The sequence below is a fragment of the Pantoea sp. MT58 genome (genome assembly GCF_014495885.1).
Classification (GTDB): Bacteria; Pseudomonadota; Gammaproteobacteria; order Enterobacterales; family Enterobacteriaceae; genus Pantoea; species Pantoea eucalypti.
In genome coordinates this window covers 1,170,530-1,189,164 of the sequence record NZ_CP061083.1, presented here as the reverse complement: position 1 = coordinate 1,189,164, position 18,635 = coordinate 1,170,530, and the positions used below count along the sequence as shown (strand labels likewise).

21 protein-coding genes are annotated in these 18,635 nt (G+C 51.6%); 10 read left to right on the top strand and 11 right to left on the bottom strand.

Annotation, left to right across the window (positions count from 1 at the left end):
- Positions 1-156: 156 nt before the first annotated feature.
- On the bottom strand, positions 157-972 hold the full coding sequence (locus IAI47_RS05660; protein WP_008926504.1) for a hypothetical protein: 816 nt from the start codon (positions 970-972) through the stop codon (positions 157-159).
- 60 nt (positions 973-1,032) lie between these two features.
- Between IAI47_RS05660 and IAI47_RS05655 the strand changes: the two genes are divergently transcribed.
- A complete protein-coding gene (locus IAI47_RS05655; protein WP_008926505.1) occupies positions 1,033-1,380 on the top strand; it encodes a hypothetical protein in 348 nt (115 codons plus the stop codon).
- A gap of 1 nt (position 1,381) precedes the next feature.
- Here the strand turns inward: IAI47_RS05655 and IAI47_RS05650 are convergent, their stop codons facing one another.
- Positions 1,382-2,170: a DUF4225 domain-containing protein gene (locus IAI47_RS05650; RefSeq protein ID WP_008926506.1), complete on the bottom strand. Its 789-nt coding sequence runs from the start codon at positions 2,168-2,170 to the stop codon at positions 1,382-1,384.
- A gap of 82 nt (positions 2,171-2,252) precedes the next feature.
- On the opposite strand from IAI47_RS05650, the gene IAI47_RS05645 reads away from it, so the two are divergent.
- Positions 2,253-2,735, top strand: a complete 483-nt coding sequence (locus tag IAI47_RS05645; RefSeq protein WP_008926507.1) for a type VI secretion system tube protein Hcp — start codon at positions 2,253-2,255, stop codon at positions 2,733-2,735.
- 295 nt (positions 2,736-3,030) lie between these two features.
- Here IAI47_RS05645 and IAI47_RS05640 read toward each other — a convergent pair whose 3' ends face one another.
- The gene (locus tag IAI47_RS05640; RefSeq protein WP_008926508.1) at positions 3,031-3,909 is read right to left on the bottom strand and encodes a helix-turn-helix domain-containing protein; all 879 of its coding nucleotides are present in this window, start codon (positions 3,907-3,909) and stop codon (positions 3,031-3,033) included.
- A gap of 177 nt (positions 3,910-4,086) precedes the next feature.
- Between IAI47_RS05640 and IAI47_RS05635 the strand changes: the two genes are divergently transcribed.
- Positions 4,087-4,986 carry a DMT family transporter gene (locus tag IAI47_RS05635; RefSeq protein WP_187961180.1) on the top strand — a complete coding sequence of 300 codons (900 nt, stop codon included), beginning with the start codon at positions 4,087-4,089 and terminating at the stop codon, positions 4,984-4,986.
- A 36-nt stretch (positions 4,987-5,022) separates the two neighbouring features.
- Here IAI47_RS05635 and IAI47_RS05630 read toward each other — a convergent pair whose 3' ends face one another.
- Positions 5,023-5,256: a hypothetical protein gene (locus IAI47_RS05630; protein ID WP_003848934.1), complete on the bottom strand. Its 234-nt coding sequence runs from the start codon at positions 5,254-5,256 to the stop codon at positions 5,023-5,025.
- Between the two features lie 291 nt (positions 5,257-5,547).
- Between IAI47_RS05630 and IAI47_RS05625 the strand changes: the two genes are divergently transcribed.
- Positions 5,548-6,774: an MFS transporter gene (locus IAI47_RS05625; protein ID WP_008926511.1), complete on the top strand. Its 1,227-nt coding sequence runs from the start codon at positions 5,548-5,550 to the stop codon at positions 6,772-6,774.
- A gap of 48 nt (positions 6,775-6,822) precedes the next feature.
- Here the strand turns inward: IAI47_RS05625 and IAI47_RS05620 are convergent, their stop codons facing one another.
- Positions 6,823-7,698 (bottom strand): SMP-30/gluconolactonase/LRE family protein, encoded by an 876-nt coding sequence (locus tag IAI47_RS05620; RefSeq protein WP_008926512.1) that lies wholly within the window; start codon positions 7,696-7,698, stop codon positions 6,823-6,825.
- Between the two features lie 263 nt (positions 7,699-7,961).
- Between IAI47_RS05620 and IAI47_RS05615 the strand changes: the two genes are divergently transcribed.
- Positions 7,962-8,135: a hypothetical protein gene (locus IAI47_RS05615; RefSeq protein WP_008926513.1), complete on the top strand. Its 174-nt coding sequence runs from the start codon at positions 7,962-7,964 to the stop codon at positions 8,133-8,135.
- Between the two features lie 75 nt (positions 8,136-8,210).
- Here IAI47_RS05615 and IAI47_RS05610 read toward each other — a convergent pair whose 3' ends face one another.
- The 4 genes from IAI47_RS05610 to IAI47_RS05595 all read right to left on the bottom strand — a co-directional run bounded on the left by IAI47_RS05610 (position 8,211) and on the right by IAI47_RS05595 (position 10,828).
- The gene (locus IAI47_RS05610) at positions 8,211-8,492 is read right to left on the bottom strand and encodes a lipoprotein (protein ID WP_003848928.1); all 282 of its coding nucleotides are present in this window, start codon (positions 8,490-8,492) and stop codon (positions 8,211-8,213) included.
- A gap of 274 nt (positions 8,493-8,766) precedes the next feature.
- On the bottom strand, positions 8,767-9,573 hold the full coding sequence (locus IAI47_RS05605; RefSeq protein WP_008926514.1) for a hypothetical protein: 807 nt from the start codon (positions 9,571-9,573) through the stop codon (positions 8,767-8,769).
- Between the two features lie 9 nt (positions 9,574-9,582).
- Complete coding sequence (locus IAI47_RS05600; RefSeq protein ID WP_003848924.1) at positions 9,583-10,035, bottom strand: universal stress protein; 453 nt, start codon at positions 10,033-10,035, stop codon at positions 9,583-9,585.
- Between the two features lie 13 nt (positions 10,036-10,048).
- Positions 10,049-10,828 carry an IclR family transcriptional regulator gene (locus IAI47_RS05595; protein ID WP_003848922.1) on the bottom strand — a complete coding sequence of 260 codons (780 nt, stop codon included), beginning with the start codon at positions 10,826-10,828 and terminating at the stop codon, positions 10,049-10,051.
- 149 nt (positions 10,829-10,977) lie between these two features.
- Between IAI47_RS05595 and IAI47_RS05590 the strand changes: the two genes are divergently transcribed.
- The 3 genes from IAI47_RS05590 to ypdK all read left to right on the top strand — a co-directional run bounded on the left by IAI47_RS05590 (position 10,978) and on the right by ypdK (position 13,885).
- On the top strand, positions 10,978-12,576 hold the full coding sequence (locus IAI47_RS05590; RefSeq protein WP_008926515.1) for an MFS transporter: 1,599 nt from the start codon (positions 10,978-10,980) through the stop codon (positions 12,574-12,576).
- A 2-nt stretch (positions 12,577-12,578) separates the two neighbouring features.
- The gene (locus IAI47_RS05585) at positions 12,579-13,607 is read left to right on the top strand and encodes an HlyD family secretion protein (RefSeq protein ID WP_008926516.1); all 1,029 of its coding nucleotides are present in this window, start codon (positions 12,579-12,581) and stop codon (positions 13,605-13,607) included.
- 203 nt (positions 13,608-13,810) lie between these two features.
- On the top strand, positions 13,811-13,885 hold the full coding sequence (ypdK, locus tag IAI47_RS05580) for a membrane protein YpdK (protein WP_099257831.1): 75 nt from the start codon (positions 13,811-13,813) through the stop codon (positions 13,883-13,885).
- A 51-nt stretch (positions 13,886-13,936) separates the two neighbouring features.
- On the opposite strand, the gene alaC is transcribed toward ypdK, so the two are convergent.
- Both alaC and IAI47_RS05570 read right to left on the bottom strand, forming a co-directional pair.
- Positions 13,937-15,169, bottom strand: coding sequence for an alanine transaminase (gene alaC / locus IAI47_RS05575; RefSeq protein WP_008926517.1), 1,233 nt, complete (start codon positions 15,167-15,169; stop codon positions 13,937-13,939).
- Positions 15,170-15,286: 117 nt separating this feature from the next.
- Positions 15,287-15,811: a GNAT family N-acetyltransferase gene (locus tag IAI47_RS05570; RefSeq protein WP_003848913.1), complete on the bottom strand. Its 525-nt coding sequence runs from the start codon at positions 15,809-15,811 to the stop codon at positions 15,287-15,289.
- Positions 15,812-16,080: 269 nt separating this feature from the next.
- Here IAI47_RS05570 and IAI47_RS05565 point away from each other — a divergent pair, with 269 nt between their 5' ends.
- The gene (locus tag IAI47_RS05565) at positions 16,081-17,751 is read left to right on the top strand and encodes a sensor histidine kinase (protein WP_003848911.1); all 1,671 of its coding nucleotides are present in this window, start codon (positions 16,081-16,083) and stop codon (positions 17,749-17,751) included.
- Entirely contained in the window at positions 17,748-18,476 is a 729-nt protein-coding gene (locus IAI47_RS05560; protein ID WP_003848909.1) for a LytTR family DNA-binding domain-containing protein, read from the top strand. Before IAI47_RS05565 ends, IAI47_RS05560 begins: the two co-directional genes overlap by 4 nt.
- The last annotated feature ends 159 nt before the right edge of the window (positions 18,477-18,635 follow it).

Here is an 18,635-nt window from a genome sequence, read left to right as displayed (position 1 = left end):
AAATATATCAAAAAAACAAATCATTCACACCATTATCAGGATTGTTTGAGGGGTGAATAACATTCACTATTAATTTACACAAATTAATGAGTGAGCTTTTGCAACTCTACTTAACTGTGCGAGAAGGTATAAGAATTATATTTGCCCAAACCCTATCTAAGCATCATCATCATTTAAGTATGAATTAAGATTATCAGCAAAATCAATCAAGGTAGAACCTACCAGAAAATTACCTCTTTTAGGTCGATGTTCTTTGAATATACCAATAGCTTTTAAAGAAACTCCGCCGTCCAATTTATTAATTATCAACTGAGCAATCACGCTTCCACTCATACCTGCAAGCGAAGTAACGGTTTTATTAGTACTGGCATCCTCAAAACAGATGTTTTTTTCTTTTCCGCCAGCAATAAAATGGAAATAAATATCTTCGGTTTTTCTTTCATAAAAAAAGTTGTGAAAATTAATATTAAAAGGCGACAAGCCTTTCTCAGGGTGCATTTTATGTAACTTATTAACTTTTGATGGATATCCCATGATCACAAATGAAGATGTTTTCTCAAAAAAATCGTTATTAACTTTAGTATCAAAAAGAACGCTATTTGGTATAGCCTTCATGATTTTTTCAGACATAGGAATAATAGCGTAATCTTGTTCATCATTAAAAAATACTTCCAGATGCTCGAACTTAAATTTATTTCCGTCAATCGATATGAACGACAATTCACTTTTTTGCATCTCTTTAATTACATGGGAAGCAGTAACAATACAAGGTATATGGTCACCTAATAGATATATAAAACCGCTTCCGATCAAAAAGGCCTCTTGTTTACGGTGAGGTTGAGTTATAAAAAAAGACACTAGTGAACTCTGCCATTCCAAAGCTAATTCAGTAGTCCTGCTCTCATCAATCCACGTTGGGGAATAGTGTATAATTGAAAAATGCGGATAAATTAATTTTGAGTCCTCTAACACTTTCATTTCCTTTTAAATGACAATATAATTTTTTCTGGTAAATTATTAGCAATGTGAGTTATGATCAATATAAATCTACAATTTGGTGATGATATGAACATTTTTGAAATTGAAGAAAAACTTGCTGAAAACGGTTTCAATGCGAAAGACATTGCTGCTTTAAGAATGCAAGCTGAAAAAAGTGGAACGACTTATCCGGCTTTACTTAAAGAGCTTAGCATACGTTTTATTGCTTCAATGGTCCTTGTAGCCATTCTTGCTATAGTCTGGATATACACGCTTATGTACAAGGATAGCCTCGCTGTTACCTCATACTCAATCACAATGCTAATCATAGCTCCTATTTTTTACATTTTCACACCCATGAAGTTAGGCTACAAATCATTCCGGTACACGAGAAAAAAGTGATTTATTTTTTATTATCGTAAATTGATTTCAGAGCCGAATAGTCATTATATATTTCCACGCCTAATTCAAAGCGGCTCATATCTTTGATACCCCTAACGAAGTCGGAGTTTACGTAGTAAAAAAGTCGAAATGTTTGAGGTTTTCTTATCAGCCTGAACATGCCATAGGCCGAAAGAGCAAGATCCATACTGCTGTAGGCAATTTCACCTGTTTTTTGATCAAAACCCAAGAACCTGGCTGCTCCAATGTAACCATCTTTCAAGAATCCCTGGGCGTCATTTTTTCCTGTAATAACATTCATTACACCTTCCTGAACGCCATTCACGCCATGAAGCGTGAGCATCGCACCAAAACCAACCCCTATTATATTTCCGGTTGCAGCTGAAGCGGCCATAACTCCAAACCCAGCCACCACCTGTAATCCACTCAGTACTACCCCCACACCATCGATAATATATCCCCAGATATCACCTTGCTGAACGAATTTTACTGAAGCATGCAATGCCGCCTGACCAGTACGAAGAAGTTGATCTTGTCTCATGAGATTACGATGTTCTTCTTTCAGGTTTTGAATGCATTGCTGGCATTCATCATCGCTGGCACCTGTTCGAATCGTATCAATCTGAGCATTAACGAAAATCTTCACTTCGTCCTGAAACTGAATCCTGTTGTAACCCTCAGACAGGTGAATCAAAGATAAGTGATTTGACGTACTAAGCAGCTGATTAGCTTCAGCATTAGCCATAGTCAGAAAGTAATCCTTGAATCGGTCTGGTTTCCAGTAGTCCATGACTGTGCCTTTATGTCATTATACGTATCGTTAAGTTTATTTAATCAGATTCCCTTACACAGGGAAAGCAAAAGGACCAGCTATGAGTACAGACATCTTCTTAAAAATCGATGGCATCACAGGCGAATCACTGGATAGTAACCATAAAGGCTGGATTGCTATTGAATCTTTCACCTGGGGTGCAAACCAACCAGGGAATATGTCTGCTGGAGGCGGTGGTGGCGCAGGAAAAGTTCAGTACCGGGACCTGTCGGTTCAGGCACTTATTGACAAAGCTACGCCAGCGATAATGCGCTACGTATCCAACGGCAAACATGTCGCCAAAGTTGAGCTTTCAGTATGTAAAGCCGGAGGCAGCCAGATTGAGTACTGTCGCATTACGCTTGAAGACGTCCTTATCACTAATGTGGTTTTCAATGGCACTACAAATCGTGACCTTATCGGAGTCTCATATCAGTTTCAGGCATCAAAAGTCAGAACACAGTATTGGGAACAGTCTGCGAGTGGCGGCAAAGGCGCTGAAACTCAGTCAGGGTGGGATATTAAAGGTAACAAAGAACTGTAATGTCTCAAGAACATTAGATGGTTTAACACGTTCCGAAGCTTTTTATTTAAGGTGTCCATCAAGATTGGCACCTTCATATTTTATCTGCCCATAAGAATGTTTCTCAAAGTATAACTCTTAATCCGATGAGACACTCTTGACACATTCATGAAGCATTAATGAAAATTAAGACTCATATGTTAAGCCAGAACTCAAAAAAGTTTTAATGCTCTGAAGAATCATTGCCGACTGGCTAAATGGTAATCCAGGGCTGGTTATTCAGTGTGGCTTGAAATCAGTATCTATAGCGGCAAGTTTAGAAATTTTGACAACTCCCCCGCCGGCACGCCGAAGGCGTCATGCCATAAACCTGACGAAAACGATGACTGAAGTGTGATGAAGAGTGGAATCCACACTGAAAAGCAATGTCGGTCAGCGTCAGGTCAGGTCGCTCAAGCAACGTCCGTGCGCGCTCCATACGACGGCGCATCACAAACTGGTGTGGCGCTTCGCCCGTGGTGTGACGGAACATACGGGCAAAGTGAAACTCACTTAATGCCGCTTCCTGCGCCAGCACCGCCAGAGTTAAAGGCTGGTCGAGATGGGTTTCAATAAATTCCAGAACACGTCGTAATACCGCCGGCGCCAGTCCGCCACGCACCTGTGGCAGTTGCCACCTGACTTCGCTGTAGTGCTGCAATAGATGGGTCAGAAGCAGTGTGGATGCACTGCTCAGCATCAGCTGGCTTGCGGGCTGTTGCCAGTCACTGCTCAGAAGAAAGTGCCGATAAAGCTGGGTAATGCGGTCATCAGTGGAAAAGATTTTTTCATGCAGATTTAACTGCGCCGGGCTGCGGTCCCAGACCCGTTCGGCCAGCTGCCGCAGCTGGTTTTCGCTGCAATAGAGATGAACAAAGGCGAGATCGGCTCGCAGATCCCAGGTTGATTCCGTGCCTGCCGGCATCAGACAGAAGCGATCCGGTGCGCCACCATTACGCCAGCCGTGTGGGGTTTTATGCCAGGTATCGTAGCCGCCCGCGACATAAAGGCTCAGGGTGTGATGATCGCTGAGGTTGGTGACGCGATCGCCGCTGTTGAACCAGGCTGCCAGCTGAATGCCACTATTAAGATGCACATGGTCACGCAGTTGCGCTTTGTGACGTTGCAGCATTTCAAAGGTCTGGTAGGTACGCATCAAAGTATCAGTTCAGATAAAACAGAAGATCAGTTTACGGATTGTAAGGGACAGAGAACAGGTCACATTGGGACGGAGGATAAAAATGCGCAAGATTTTGCAAATCCGGCGCAATGCCCTGCAAGACCAGAACGCAGTGCAGATGCAGAATCAACGGTTTAGATCGGAGAATCTGGCATGAACCTGTTTTTGTATCTTTCTGTTGTACTTATCTGGGGCACGACCTGGATCGCGATTTACGCGCAACAGTCTGCGGGCGATAACGCCGTGGTCGTCGCGGTGTTCTGGCGGTTTTTGCTGGCTTCACTGGTCATGCTATTGCTGCTTACGCTGATAAAACGGCTGCACAGACTGACACTGCAGGATCATCTCTTTTGTATGCTGCAGGGCTGTTGTGTCTTTGGCTTCAACTTTGTCTGTTTCTATTACGCGTCCGGCTATATCAGCAGCGGACTGGAGTCAGTGATTTTCTCAATGGCTGTCATGTATAACGCCATTAATAGCTGGGTATTCTTCCGTCAGCGCCCCTCTGCACGTCTGATTCCGGCGGTAGTGCTGGGGATGGCAGGCATTGTTGCCCTGTTCTGGCACGATCTGCGCAGCACGCAGGCCTCGGCAGAATTGATATGGGGCATTGGATTGAGTGCACTGGGCACCCTGGGATTTTCATTCGGCAATATGATCAGTCAGCGACATCAGCGTCTGAAACGCGACGTACTGACAACTAACAGTTACGGCATGTTATACGGTGCGGTTGCGATGGCCCTTGTCTCGCTGGCACAGGGGATTTCGCTGCAGCCAGCATGGAATACCCAGTGGGTGGGAGCCTTAACTTATCTGGCTCTGGTAGGGTCAGTGATAGGGTTTGGCGCCTACTTTACGCTGGTTGGTCGCATCGGAGCCAGTCGTGCTGCATATACAACTGTCCTGTTTCCGCTGGTTGCACTGGCACTTTCCACCCGATACGAAGGGTACGAATGGCATGCCAGCGCCATCCCTGGCCTTGTCATGATTTTGCTGGGCAATGTTGTGATGCTTGCCCGCTGGCCGGCAAGCCGTCGCCGGGTCATTATCTGACATGAATGCGGGCTAAGGCCCGCGTCCGGATGGGCGTTACGCCGACTGCTGCTGAAGAAGTTTCTGTGGTTGATTGATCGCTTTACGCGCAATCCAGTAAAGCAGAACACGCTCATCGTCACTATCACGATCGGCCATGGAGAGCAGTTTCAATGCCAGGGTCGATTTAGTCACAGGCTGCTGTTCTGTACTGAGTTCAATCACCGCCTGACCGATGATGCAGCAAACGTCATCCTCACTGCTATTGGATTCATATGTCCGGTCTTTCATATTTCCTCCTGTTAAGTGAGTTGTAAGTCTGGCAAATAATCTGGAAACCCGCTCACAGAAACAGCGAAATGAAACATTATCTTACGGTTAATTACGCTTACACATCATGATGCCGTATTGGTTACTTTTCCCGTTACGCCCCGTCGCTGCACCTGTGACGATGTCGTTCATACCCTCTGAAGAGCATTTCATTCCCTGATCCGTTCTATTCATGCCTTTATTACACACGCACGCGAAGCACGGCTTTATTCTGACCGCAGTTTCCAGATTCCCGGACGGGAGAGAAAAATCATGAACCAGACTCAACAGGCTTCTTACCAGCGTTCCCGCTGGCTTACATTGTTCGGCACGGTAATCACTCAGTTCGCGCTGGGGTCAGTCTACACATGGAGTTTGTTTAATGGCCAGCTGTCACAGAAGCTGGATGCCCCCGTCAGTCAGGTCGCTTTTTCTTTCGGCCTGCTGAGTTTAGGTCTGGCTATCGCCTCTTCGCTGGCCGGTAAATTACAGGAACGTTTTGGTGTACGCCGCGTCACTATCGGTGCAGGTGTACTGATGGCACTGGGTTTCTGGCTCACCGCTCACGCAAATAACCTGATGATGCTCTATTTCAGTGCCGGCTTGCTGGTCGGTCTGGCCGATGGCGCAGGTTACCTGATGACGTTGTCTAACTGCGTGAAGTGGTTCCCTGAGCGCAAAGGAATGATCTCTGCCTGTGCGATTGGGGCATACGGTCTGGGCAGCCTGGGATTTAAATTTATTTGCGGGGCGCTGCTGGCGACGGTGGGTCTGGAACAGACCTTCATGATCTGGGGCGTGCTGGCGATGTCGATGATTATTCTCGGTGCGCTGCTGATGCGTGAAGCACCACTGCAGCAGATCGGAACCTCAACTAAAGGTCAGCAACATACGCGGGATTACACGCTGGCACAGTCGGTACGTCTGCCGCAGTACTGGATGCTGGCGCTGATGTTCCTGACCGCCTGTATGAGCGGCCTCTATGTGATAGGCGTTGCCAAGGATATCGGCGAAGGCATGGTGCATCTTTCCACGCAGACAGCTGCCAGCGCAGTAACAGTGATCGCGATTGCCAACCTGAGCGGTCGTCTGGTACTGGGTGTGCTCTCTGACAAAATGATGCGCATCAGAGTCATTTCACTGGCGCAAATTGTGTCTCTGATCGGAATGAGCGTGCTGCTGTTTACCCGGATGAATGAGATGACCTTCTTCCTGTCACTCGCCTGTGTCGCCTTCAGCTTTGGCGGCACTATCACAGTGTTCCCATCGCTGGTGAGTGACTTCTTCGGGCTCAACAACCTGACTAAAAATTACGGTCTGCTCTATCTCGGCTTTGGTATCGGTAGCGTGCTGGGTTCACTGGTCGCCTCACTGTTTGGTGGTTTCACCGTCACCTTCAGCCTGATTATGACGCTGCTGGTCATCTCGCTGTTCCTGTCACTCACTATCCGCTTACCTCAGAGTTCCATCACAGCAGAACCGGTGTTGCAACGCCATTAACGCTTACTGACAATGATTACGGGCCGCAATTAAGCGGCCCGTAGTCGTTTAACCGCGGAATCGCGGCTCTGCCATTCCCGCCACCGCCAGGTCTACTGCAAAGATATCGCCGGACTGCGGATAGCGTGCCAGCTCCTCTTCCGTGCGATCTTCACGTGAACTGGTAATGAACAGCGTTTTAAGATCGGCACCGCCAAAGGCCACCATGGTTGGCCACTTCACCGGCAGCAGGATCTCATCGACGATTTCGCTACTCTGCGGATCGATACGTACCACGCGTCCGCCATCAAACTGTGCAGACCAGTAAAATCCTTCACTGTCCACAGCAGCGCCATCCGGTAGCCCGCCCTTCGCGTCGAAACGGCGGAACAGCGTGCGCTCACCCGGTTCGCCCTGCTCATTCAGCGGATAGCGATAGAGTGCCTCATTCGGCGTGTCGCTGTGATACATCCAGCGTCGGTCAGGAGAAAATGCCAGCCCGTTGGAAATTTTAATGTCGCGCGCCTTCACCTCCAGCTTCAGGTCAGGCGTCACACGGCACAGCAGGCCGCCGTTTTTGTCCTGCGGTTCCCACAGGCTGCCGCACCAGAAGTTACCCCAGGGATCAACGCGGCCATCATTAAAGCGACTTTGCGCAGCGATACCGGGATTCTCTGCGACCTTTTTCTCCGGCTTACCCTGCGCATCCAGCAGCCAGACACCGCCGCGCAGTGCCGCTATTATCCCGCCCTGCTCACGCAGCCCAATACATCCCACCTCTTCCGCCTGCGGGAAGGTTTGCAGCTCGCCGCTGACTGGATTAAAACGGTGAATGGCCGGTGCCAGGATATCGACACAGTAGAGCACCTGCTCCTCCACTGACCAGAGCGGGCATTCGCCCAGCTCTGCCTGTAAAGCCAGAATATTTTTAACGTCATGCGGCATGTTTCTCTCCCATTGAACTGACATGCTAATAATGTAGTGGTAAAAACTTTCAAATGAGAATTATTTTCGCTTGATTTTGAGACTATTCTCTTTGATAGTATTAATTATTCAGTTCATTCCGATGTTTTCAATTCCCCTTGCTGCATAATTCAGCATTTTGAAATATTCCGTCATATCTTCTTAAATAACTCTACAAAGCCTGCATCTTCACTCCACTTTTCCGGCGTAGTGTCGTAGTCATTGGAAAAGAGGAGAAGCTTCCGATGAAGAGATTAATTAAAGTCGCTTCTGTCGTTGCACTGATGACGTTATTAAGTGGTTGTATCATCAGCCCACGACACGATAATGGCTGGCATCGCGGAGGTGGCGGCGGATATCATGGAGGCTACTATGGAGGTTATCACGAAGGGTATCATGGCGGTTACTATCGCCACTGACGGGCAAAGATGTCACACAGCATAAAATAAAAGCATTACATTTTAAGGGCGGGATATTTATCCCGCCCGTTTTATTTAACTTTTCAAAGCATAATTACACTGGAACCACGCTTTCTTCAGTCCCGGAATATGACTCTCCTCGGCAGGCAGCGCTTCGACCTTATCAAATCCTTTACTGCTGCAGTAATTCGCCAGATCAATATCCATTGCGTCACGATTGACCTTTGCCGGGTCAAAACGGTACTGAACGGTATTTGAATCCGGATCTTCATCAACACGTTCGAATGCCCCGGGTTTGCTGGCAGTACATCCACTCAGCAAAATCAGCGCTACTGCGCCGGTAATTAGTTTTTTCATAGTTGTTGTCCTCACGTTGCCGCGCAGTGTATGACGCAGCATGCCGCTCATCCATAGGATTTATGCGCGAAAATTAAAACTTGAGAAGCTTTTGCCGATTAATGTAATACGATTAAACGGCTATCGCTATCGTGTCAGAAATGACAGGATGTACTCAGACAAGACGAAACGAAGACTGCACCACACCAGGAAATGCCAAAAATAAAAAAGCTGTTCCTCTCTCTTCCCTGCCCGCGCTTAGCGGGCTTTTTTTTGCCCGCTATTCCGCGGTCGCTTACTGACCCGTCGTTGCCACCATTCTACGTAACAGGTTAGCGGCGCGTTTGTCAGGTAATGCCAGAATGGCACTGTAGAGATCAATGGACATGCCACACAGCGATGAGCGATCCACTGCCGTGTCAGCTGGCATATTCAGCTGCTGCAGTTTGTCGCCCCATTTCAGAAAGAGGCGTCCGACGATCTTTTGCAGATCATCCTGCGCCTGCGTCTTATCGAGGGGCTTTTCGGGCGGAGGGCTGTTAAGCAGCAACTGCTCCATGGCATCCGCTTCTTTGCGATTCAGCGAAGACGTTAGCGTAGTCTGTAAATTAATTCCTCCACTCACCTGCGGATAGAGAAAACGGAAGCAGAGACCCGGATCGATTTGATTCAGCGCCCGCATCTCTTCTACCGAGACGCCGATATAGTTAACCACTGCTGCATCCGTTGCGCGCATCAGCCGTTGGTTGACCACCTCAATCAGCCAGCCACGCAGTTCACCTGTTGCCTGCAGAGCGGGCTCGCCTGCACGGATTCGACGGGTCAGCTCCTGGGTCAGCAATAACCAGAGCGCGGGTTCCTGCGTTTGCAGCACGCGATAGCCTGGCATCTTTGCCAGTTGATTTACTGCCTGCTCATGCTGGCTTGCCTGCAACTGATGCGGCGCGACCCAGCTGAACCAGAGCAGATTAGCCATGATCAGGGGCAGCAGAAAAATGAGCAGCCCCTGCCACAAACGCAGTCGGGTCGTTTTGATCAGCACAATAACGATCAACGCCAGCAATGAAAACGCAGCCAGCGTAATAAAAAGCAGAGAATTCATGCTGCGGGGTTAATCCTTACGCACATCGATTAGCACAGGACAGTGAGCACGCTCAATCACCGCTGCGCTGACCGAGCCTTTTAATAATCTGTTAAACGAAGAGAGGTGGCGACGTCCCATGATAATCATGCTTGCCTTAAGCTGTTGTGACTGGGCAACAATGGTATCTGCCGCCTCACCCGCCAGGATCACGCCACGCGCATTAATGCCAGCGCGCAGTAACGGTGCCAGTGCATGACGCACCACCATTTCCGCCGTATTTTGCTCATCCTGTGCTGCCACAAAATCGGCCGGGTCTTCACCCGCATCGATTTCCATCGGCTGATTACAGGAGGAGTAGGCAGGATCGACGCAGCACAGCACCACCACATCGGCGCGATGTGCCAGCGCTTCTTCAATCGTCAAGGCAACCACTTTCCCGGCAACCGGAGAGTGGTCTATGGCCATCAGCAGGGTTTTCATCAGATGCTTATCCTTAAATCGCGGCAACTTTGCCGATTTCACGCACCAGCGCCTCTTTACACTTCAGCATCTCGTCACGAAAACGCGCTTCATGTCGCAGAAAACGAGCAGAGGGCACCAGTAAAGAGACAGAAAAGCGACCAAACAGCGTATCCAGCGCAAACGCCATGGTAGAGATCCCTTCCAGGGTTTCACCGCGATCCACGGCGATACCGGTTTCGCGGACTTCCCTGATAAGTTGTAGCAATTGTGGCAATGTTTTCACCGTCTGATCGGTCAGCTCCTGCCAGGCGTCGCCAACAATCGTCCGGACATCTTTTTCACACTCCAGTGCCAGCAACGCCCGTCCCCCGGAGGTACTGTAGAGCGGCAGATTCAGTCCCATATGCGGGACAACCCGAAGTTCACGTGACGCCACGACATGGTGAATAATCGCCAGCTGGCTGCCGCTGGCGCGCGCCAGCGAGACCGTTTCATTAGTATCCGAAGAGAGTTTTTCCAGTAGCGGACTGACCAGATCAACCACGTCGGTATGCACGCTGGAGATCAGTTTTAAAAGGGCAGGTCCCAGACGCAATCCGCCCGCCCCACTGCTGCGCACAAGCTCTGCGCTGTCGAGCGCAGCGACAATGCGCTGCACCGTTGAACGGGGCAGTTCCACCGCCTGAGCGATCTCGCCAAGGCTCATGCCGCCCGGCTGTTCGCCCAGCGCATTAAGAATTTTTGCCGCACGGGCGATGACCTGGATACCGCCCGTTTTTTCATCCTCGCGGCTGGAGGGTTGATGTGCCATAGCGTCGTCCTGTTTGAGCTGCCTTACTGTAACGCGAATGCCGCACTTTTTACAGCCTGTACCACATTGCAATACAGCATACCGGGATGTAATATTACGCCCTGTACCACATTGCAGTACACTGCATCATAATAACGAGATTGCCAGTAATGAACGCTAAGCCCGCCACGCCGCCGGCTCCTCATCCTTTTACACTCCGACTAGCTCTGGGCCTGATCGGCGTGCTTATTGCTGCGCTGACCTCCGGGCTGAACGACCGCGTCAGTGATATCGCGCTGGCTGATATCCGTGCCGCAATCGGCATCGGTTTCGATCAGGGTAGCTGGATTATCTCCGGCTATCAGGCGGCAGAAGTTGCGGCGATGATGATTGCCCCCTGGTTTGCCGTCACCCTGTCGCTGCGGCGTTTTACACTCGGCGTGTCGGCGGGATTTATGCTGACCGGCATTCTGCTGCCGCTGGTGCCGGATCCCACGCTGTTTATCAGCCTGCGCGTGCTGCAGGGGTTGTTTGGCGGCGCACTGCCGCCGATGCTGATGACTGTGGCTCTGCGCTTTCTGCCGCCGCCTTTTAAGCTGTTCGGCCTGGCGGGCTATGCCCTGACCGCGACGTTTGGCCCCAATATGGCAGCGTCGCTGGCCTCAATATGGACCGACCATGTCAGCTGGATCATGGTGTTCTGGCAGGTGGTGCCTGGCATGCTGATTGCGATGGTGCTGATTAGCTGGGGGATACCGCAGGACCCGCTGCGTCCGGAACGTTTTCAGCAGATCGATCTGTTCGGCATGGTGACCGGTTGCATTGCTGTCGCGCTGCTGGTGCTGGTGCTGACCCAGGGGGAGCGTCTTGACTGGCTGAACTCGCCACTGATCGCCGGTATGCTGCTCGCCGCGCTGCCGCTGCTGCTGGTTTTCCTGATCAATGAGTGGTTTCACCCGCTGCCGCTGTTTAAATTACAGATGCTCAGACGGCCCAACCTGGCGCACGGCCTGCTGGGGCTGGCCTGCGTGCTCATCCTGGGGCTTTCAGGTTCCGCGCTGCCTTCGGCCTACTTTGCTCAGGTGAGCGGCTTTCGCACCCTTGAGTTTGCCCCGCTGGCACTGACCGTAGGCCTGCCACAATTGCTCATCGCGCCACTGATTGCTGCCCTGCTCAATATCCGCTGGATTGATTGCCGCTGGATGCTGACGGCGGGCGTCGGCCTGCTGGTGACTGCCTGTCTGCTGGGCTCGCAGATCACCAGTGACTGGGCGCGACAGAATTTCTGGCTGCTGCAAATCCTGCAGGCGTTCGGACAACCGATGATCATTTTGCCGATATTGATGAGTGCCACCAGCGTTGTGGCCCCACCTGAAGGCCCTTTTGCCTCCGCGATGTTTAACACGGTGCGCGGGTTTTCCAGTATTGCCGCCTCCACGCTGGTTGAGGTTTTCCTTTCTCATCGTGAGCAATTTCATTCCAGTGTCCTGATTAATCAGGCCGCCAGCCGCAGCTGGCTGATGACCGCGCCGACAGCCGATCAAGCCAGCCGCAGTTTGCCGCTATTGCCGGATGGCAGCATCAGCGCCAGCGATAATCTCAGCGGATTCGCCACCCTGGTCCGGCATCAGGCCACGATCCTGAGCCTGAGCGACAGCTGGCTGATGCTGACCGGCTTTGCCGCCTGCCTGTTATTGCTTACCGCCATCCTGCCAAAACGGGTCTGGCCGCCTCAAACTTTGATTCAACACCCTCCCCGGAATAACTGAATATGCGTACTTTTGAAATGAGAAGAACCCTGCTGCTGAGTCTGCTGCTGCTGGTGTTACTGGCCATTGCCTTTGTTGTCTGGACGATGATGACCAGCAACGATCACCGCACCAATGATGCTTACGTCAATGCGGATTACACCCTGGTAGCACCTAAAGTCTCGGGCTACATAAGCCATGTTGAGGTGCAGGATAATCAGCAGGTCAAAGCGGGCCAGTTGCTGGCAACGCTGGATGACCGTGACTATCGGGTGGCGCTGGAGAGTGCTGAAGCTGACCTGCAGGTGAGTCAGGCGAAACTGCTGAGCAGCCAGGCTCAACTGGAACAGCAGCAGTCGATGATTGATCAGCAGAAAGCCAGCGTCGCGGCAAGTCAGGCTTCTGCGCAGTATGCGGGTCAAAGCGCCGATCGCTATAACCGCCTCTATAAAAGCGGCACCGTCGCCGCTGACGATCAGCAAAAGGCCAGCTCAAATCAGCGCTCGGCGCTGGCAGCTGTCCATCAGAGTCAGGCTGCACTGGCATCGGCAATAAAACAGGTGGGCGTATTACAGGCGGCGGTGCGTTCAGCAGAAGCGGATGTTGCCGCAGCCAAAGCCAGCGTCGATCAGGCCAGGCTGAATCTCTCCTACACGCGCATTACGGCTCCTGTTGACGGCATGGTGGGTCAGCGTGCGGTGCGGACAGGCGCATACGTTTCAGCCGGAACCCGTCTGCTGGCCGTGGTCCCCCTGCAGCAAACCTACATTACGGCTAACTACCTTGAGACGCAGTTAAGCGATGTGCGCCCAGGACAGCGGGTCCGAATCCGGGTTGATGCCCTGCCAGGCGAGACCTTTACCGGTCATGTGGACAGCATCGCACCGGCCACTGGTGCAACTTTTTCAGCGATCGCTCCCGATAACGCCACAGGCAACTACACTAAAGTCGTTCAACGTCTGCCGGTGAAAATTGTGCTGGATGGCGACCAACCGCATCTGGCTCAGTTACGTGTCGGCATGTCGGCGATCCCTGAAATCGAGGCGCCCTAATATTGTGAGCAATATCTCAGAACGGGCCTATTTCATTTGGGTGGGATTACGCGTAAATTAGCGCCTGATCCTGTTCTGAGAGTTATTCAGATCGACCCGGAAGAGAGCAGACCATTACTGAAATGGCGATCTCTTTTCCACATCTGTTCGCGTTGCACTGGTTTGGGATCGCCATCATCGTAACCGCTCAGAGGAGTTGCTTTGTGAAATATGCCTTGATGGGAATATCTTTTTTCGCGTTACTTTGGTTCGGAACCTTTGTTCTGCTGCTGAAGTAATGGCGTGACAGTGCCGCCATGGGGCGACCATCGTGTCGCCCCTGCTGGCTGTCAGCTCTCTTCTTCTGTTTTCATGCTGCCCGGCAATACGCCATCGGCACGAAACATCGCCTTAATTCCCCGCACTGCCTGACGAATACGATCGCTGTTTTCAATCAGCGCAAATCGCACGTGCGTGTCGCCATAGTCACCAAACCCGATACCAGGGGAAACACAGACTTTCGCCTCCTGCAGCATATGTTTAGCAAATTCCAGCGAACCCAGATGTGCATAGTGGTCGGGAATTTTTGCCCAGACGTACATCGAGGCTTTGGGGTTATCCACCATCCAGCCCGCTTCATGCAAGCCTTTGACCAGCACATCACGGCGGCGTTTATACTGCTCAGCAATGTCACGCACGCACTGCTGATCCCCTTCCAGCGCCGCAATGGCTGCCACCTGTAGCGGCGTAAAGGTGCCGTAGTCATGGTAACTCTTGATACGCGCCAGCGCGGCGACCAGCTCTTTATTACCCACCATGAAACCGATACGCCAGCCCGCCATGTTGTAGCTTTTCGACAGGGTAAAGAATTCAACGGCAACATCACGCGCGCCCGGCACCTGCATAATCGACGGCGCTTTCCAGCCATCGTAGACGATGTCAGCATAAGCCAGATCGTGGATGACCAGTACGTTGTACTGCTTCGCCAGCGCAATCACCCGCTCGAAAAAGTCGAGTTCAACACACTGTGCGGTCGGGTTGGATGGGAATCCAAGGATCATCATTTTTGGCTTGGGGTAGCTTTCCCGAATAGCACGTTCCAGCTCATTGAAGAAGTCGACACCCGCCACCAGCGGCACCGAACGCACCTGCGCTCCGGCAATCACTGCACCGTAGATATGAATCGGATAGCTGGGATTGGGCACCAGTACGGTATCACCATGATCCAGCGTCGCCAGCATCAGATGCGCCAGCCCCTCTTTGGAGCCGATGGTGACAATTGCCTCAGATTCAGGATCGATCTCCACCTGATAGCGCTCAGCGTACCAGCGCGAAATCGCTCTGCGCAGACGCGGTATGCCGCGCGAGGTGGAATAACCGTGGGTATCGTCACGCTGCGCCACCTGGCATAATTTTTCGACAATGTGAGGCGGAGTCGGACCATCAGGGTTACCCATTGAAAAGTCGATGATATCTTCGCCGCGCCGACGCGCAGCCATCTTCAGTTCAGCGGTGATGTTGAAAACGTAAGGAGGTAAACGTTCAATACGCGAGAAACGACGGGGTGTGCTGTTATCAGCCATGATGTCCTCTGGATTACGTAAGCGCCCGGACCGTCCGAGCGACGTGGGTCACTGCGGTGACCCGTTACGAACATAACGTGGCGAGGATCATTTTGTCGAGGGTGGCGGAAAATTTTTTTATTTTTGCGGATTCAGCCGTCCCAGCAGCCAATCGTTCACCCAGTGGCCATCCAGCAGATAATTATCCCGCAGCGTGCCCTCCAGCTGAAAACCGTTTTTCTCCAGAATACGGCGTGACGCCCAGTTCCCTTCAATCACCATCGCCTTGAGTTTGTGAAAATCGGCTTCAAGCAGAAACTGACACAGCGCCGCCAGCGCTTCGCTGCCATAGCCCTGACCACAGTGGCGATGCAGCAGCATATAGCCCACCTCCGCCTGACGATACGGCTCCCATTCCGGGCTGCAGCCAAACAGGCCAATGGGCTCACCGCTGTCCTGGCGTCTTGCCACCAGGCAGAGCATATGAAAACTGCCCGGCTGCCAGGGTGCCAGACGTTGTGTGAAACGCTGTCGAATATCCGCTTCATCCGGGATTTCGCTTACCCATTTCATGGTGTCGGGATCTTCATGGACGGCACGAAACAGTTGCCAGTCTTCGGGTTGTAATTTACTCAGGGTTAATCTGTCGGTGACAAGTTGCATCTGTGGCTCCCGATGGGCGCGGTTTTCCAGCGGTTACTGGCGCGCGTCATCGCGCAACATAGCAAAACGGCTTCACAGCGACCAGCATGAAAAACTGTTCCCCTTTATTCCACTCAACTTTTCCTCTTTTTACGGGATTGCCGTAAAAATTGATCTGAAACATTAACTTGTGGCGGGATTGATCGGGGTGCTAGCGGTTCGCGATCACATTTTTTATCATAGAGGCACTTTCCATCGCTCACGAGTCGCCTGTGTCCTCCCACTTCACGATGTTACTGGCAGTTTTTGACCGCGCCGCCCTGATGTTGATCTGCCTGTTCTTCCTGACGCGCACCCGGCCTTTTCGTCAGCTGCTGCAAAAAGATGAGCACACCCGCGCGGAAAAAGTGGCGGTCACTGCCATCTTTTCCCTGTTTGCGCTGTTCAGTACCTGGTCGGGCGTCAATGTCGACGGTTCGCTGCTGAATGTGCGGGTCATTGCCGTGATGGCGGGTGGGATTCTGTTTGGTCCCTGGGTTGGCATCGCCACCGGTGTGATTGCGGGCCTTCACCGTTTTCTGATCGATATTCATGGCGTCACTTCCGTGCCCTGCCTGATTACCAGCATCATTGCCGGTGTCGTCGCGGGCGGGATTAATCGCCGGGTGCTGAAAGAGCATCGCTGGCGCGCCGGTATCGTCGGCGGCATGCTGTGTGAAGCCCTGACGATGTTGCTGATCGTCCTGTGGGCGCGCCCTGCCTCACTCGGGCTGGCGATTGTGTCGGAGATTGCCCTGCCGATGATCCTCGGCGCGTCCAGCATCGGCATCATTGTGTTGCTGGTGCAAAGTGTTGAGGGAGAGAAAGAGGCTATTGCTGCCCGCCAGGCCAAGCTGGCACTGGAGATCGCCAACAAAACGTTGCCGCTGTTTCGTCAGGTGAACAGCGACTCGCTGCGCAATATCTGTGACATTATCCGAAGAGAGATCAAAGCCGATGCGGTGGCGATGACAGATAAAAAGCAGATTCTGGCCTACGTCGGCTATGGCGAACATAATTATAAGCATGGCGATGATGGCATCAGCCCCACGACGGCGCAGGCGATCAACAGCGGTAAAATTATTATTAAGAACAATGATGAAGCGCACCGTACTAAAGATATCCACTCAATGATCGTCATCCCGCTGTGGGAAAAAGGCAAAGTCACCGGCACGCTGAAAATCTATTATCGCCGCGCACACCGTATTACCGGCTCGCTGAAGGAGATGGCGATTGGCCTGTCACAAATTATCTCAACCCAGCTTGAAGTGTCGCGCGCCGAACAGCTGCGTGAGATGGCCAATAAAGCGGAACTGCGCGCGCTGCAAAGTAAAATAAATCCCCATTTCCTGTTCAATGCGCTGAATGCTATTTCCTCTTCTATCCGGCTCAATCCCGATACTGCCCGCCAGCTGGTCATTAACCTTTCACGCTATCTGCGCTACAACCTGGAACTGAACGACGATGAGCTAATCGACATCCGTAAAGAGCTGTGGCAGGTGAAAGATTATATCGCCATTGAGCAGGCGCGATTCGGCGATAAACTGACGATGATTTATGACGTTGATGAAGATCTGCATTTTCTGCTGCCAAGTCTGCTGATTCAGCCACTGGTAGAAAACGCCATTGTGCATGGTATTCAGCCCTGTAAAGGCAAAGGCGTGGTCACGCTGAGCGTCCGGGATCTGGGCGATCGGGTGCGGATCTCCGTGCGGGATACCGGTCAGGGCATCAGTGACGAAGTCGTGGAACGGGTGGCGCGCAACGAGATGCCCGGCAATAAAATCGGTCTGCTCAATGTGCACCATCGCGTCAAACTCCTGTCAGGTCAGGGACTGAACATCGTGCGGCATCAACCGGGGACCGAGATCGCTTTTACGCTGAGTAAAAATGGCCAGCGCCTGGCGGAGAATCTGTTATGAAAGCCATTATTGTGGAAGATGAATTTCTGGCCCAGCAGGAGCTGAGCTGGATGATTCAGCATCACAGCAAAATCGAAATTGAAGCCTGTTTTGATGATGGTCTTGATGTACTGAAGTATCTGCAACAGCATCGGGTCGATGTGATTTTCCTCGACATTAATATCCCCTCGCTGGATGGTATGTTGCTGGCACAGAATATCCATCAGTTTGCCCACAAGCCGCTGATCGTCTTTATTACCGCGTGGAAAGAGCATGCGGTAGAAGCATTCGAGCTTGAGGCATTTGACTACATTCTCAAGCCCTATCAGGAGTCGCGGATTGTCACCATGCTGAACAAGCTGGAAGCCACCGCACAGGCGCAGCAGGCTGTGAGTCATCTTAGTGCCACACCTGCGCCGCAGACCGTCAACCTGATTAAAGATGAACGCATTATCGTCACTGACGTGAATGATATTTACTACGTTGAGGCGCATGAAAAGCTGACGTTTGTCTATACCCGGCGCGAGTCCTACGTCATGTCGATGAATATCACCGAGTTCTGTTCACGCCTGCCAGAGCAGCAGTTCTTCCGCTGTCACCGCTCTTACTGCGTCAGCCTGAGCAAGATCCGCGAAATCGAGCCGTGGTTTAACAACACCTATCTGCTTAAGCTGCGCGATCTGGAATTTCAGGTGCCGGTCAGCCGCAGTAAGGTTAAGCAGTTCAGACAGCTGATGCGTCTGTAATGCAGGAGAGTGAGGGAACGATTCAGGCAGAGAAGTGGCTTTCAGGACAACAGCAGGAAAAGGCAGGAGAAGTCAGGCGGTGATTTCCCGGGCCTGAACGGCTGAAGCCTCCAGGTCGGGAAAGCGATCGCGCGCACAAAGGCTGTGCGCGCGGAGTAA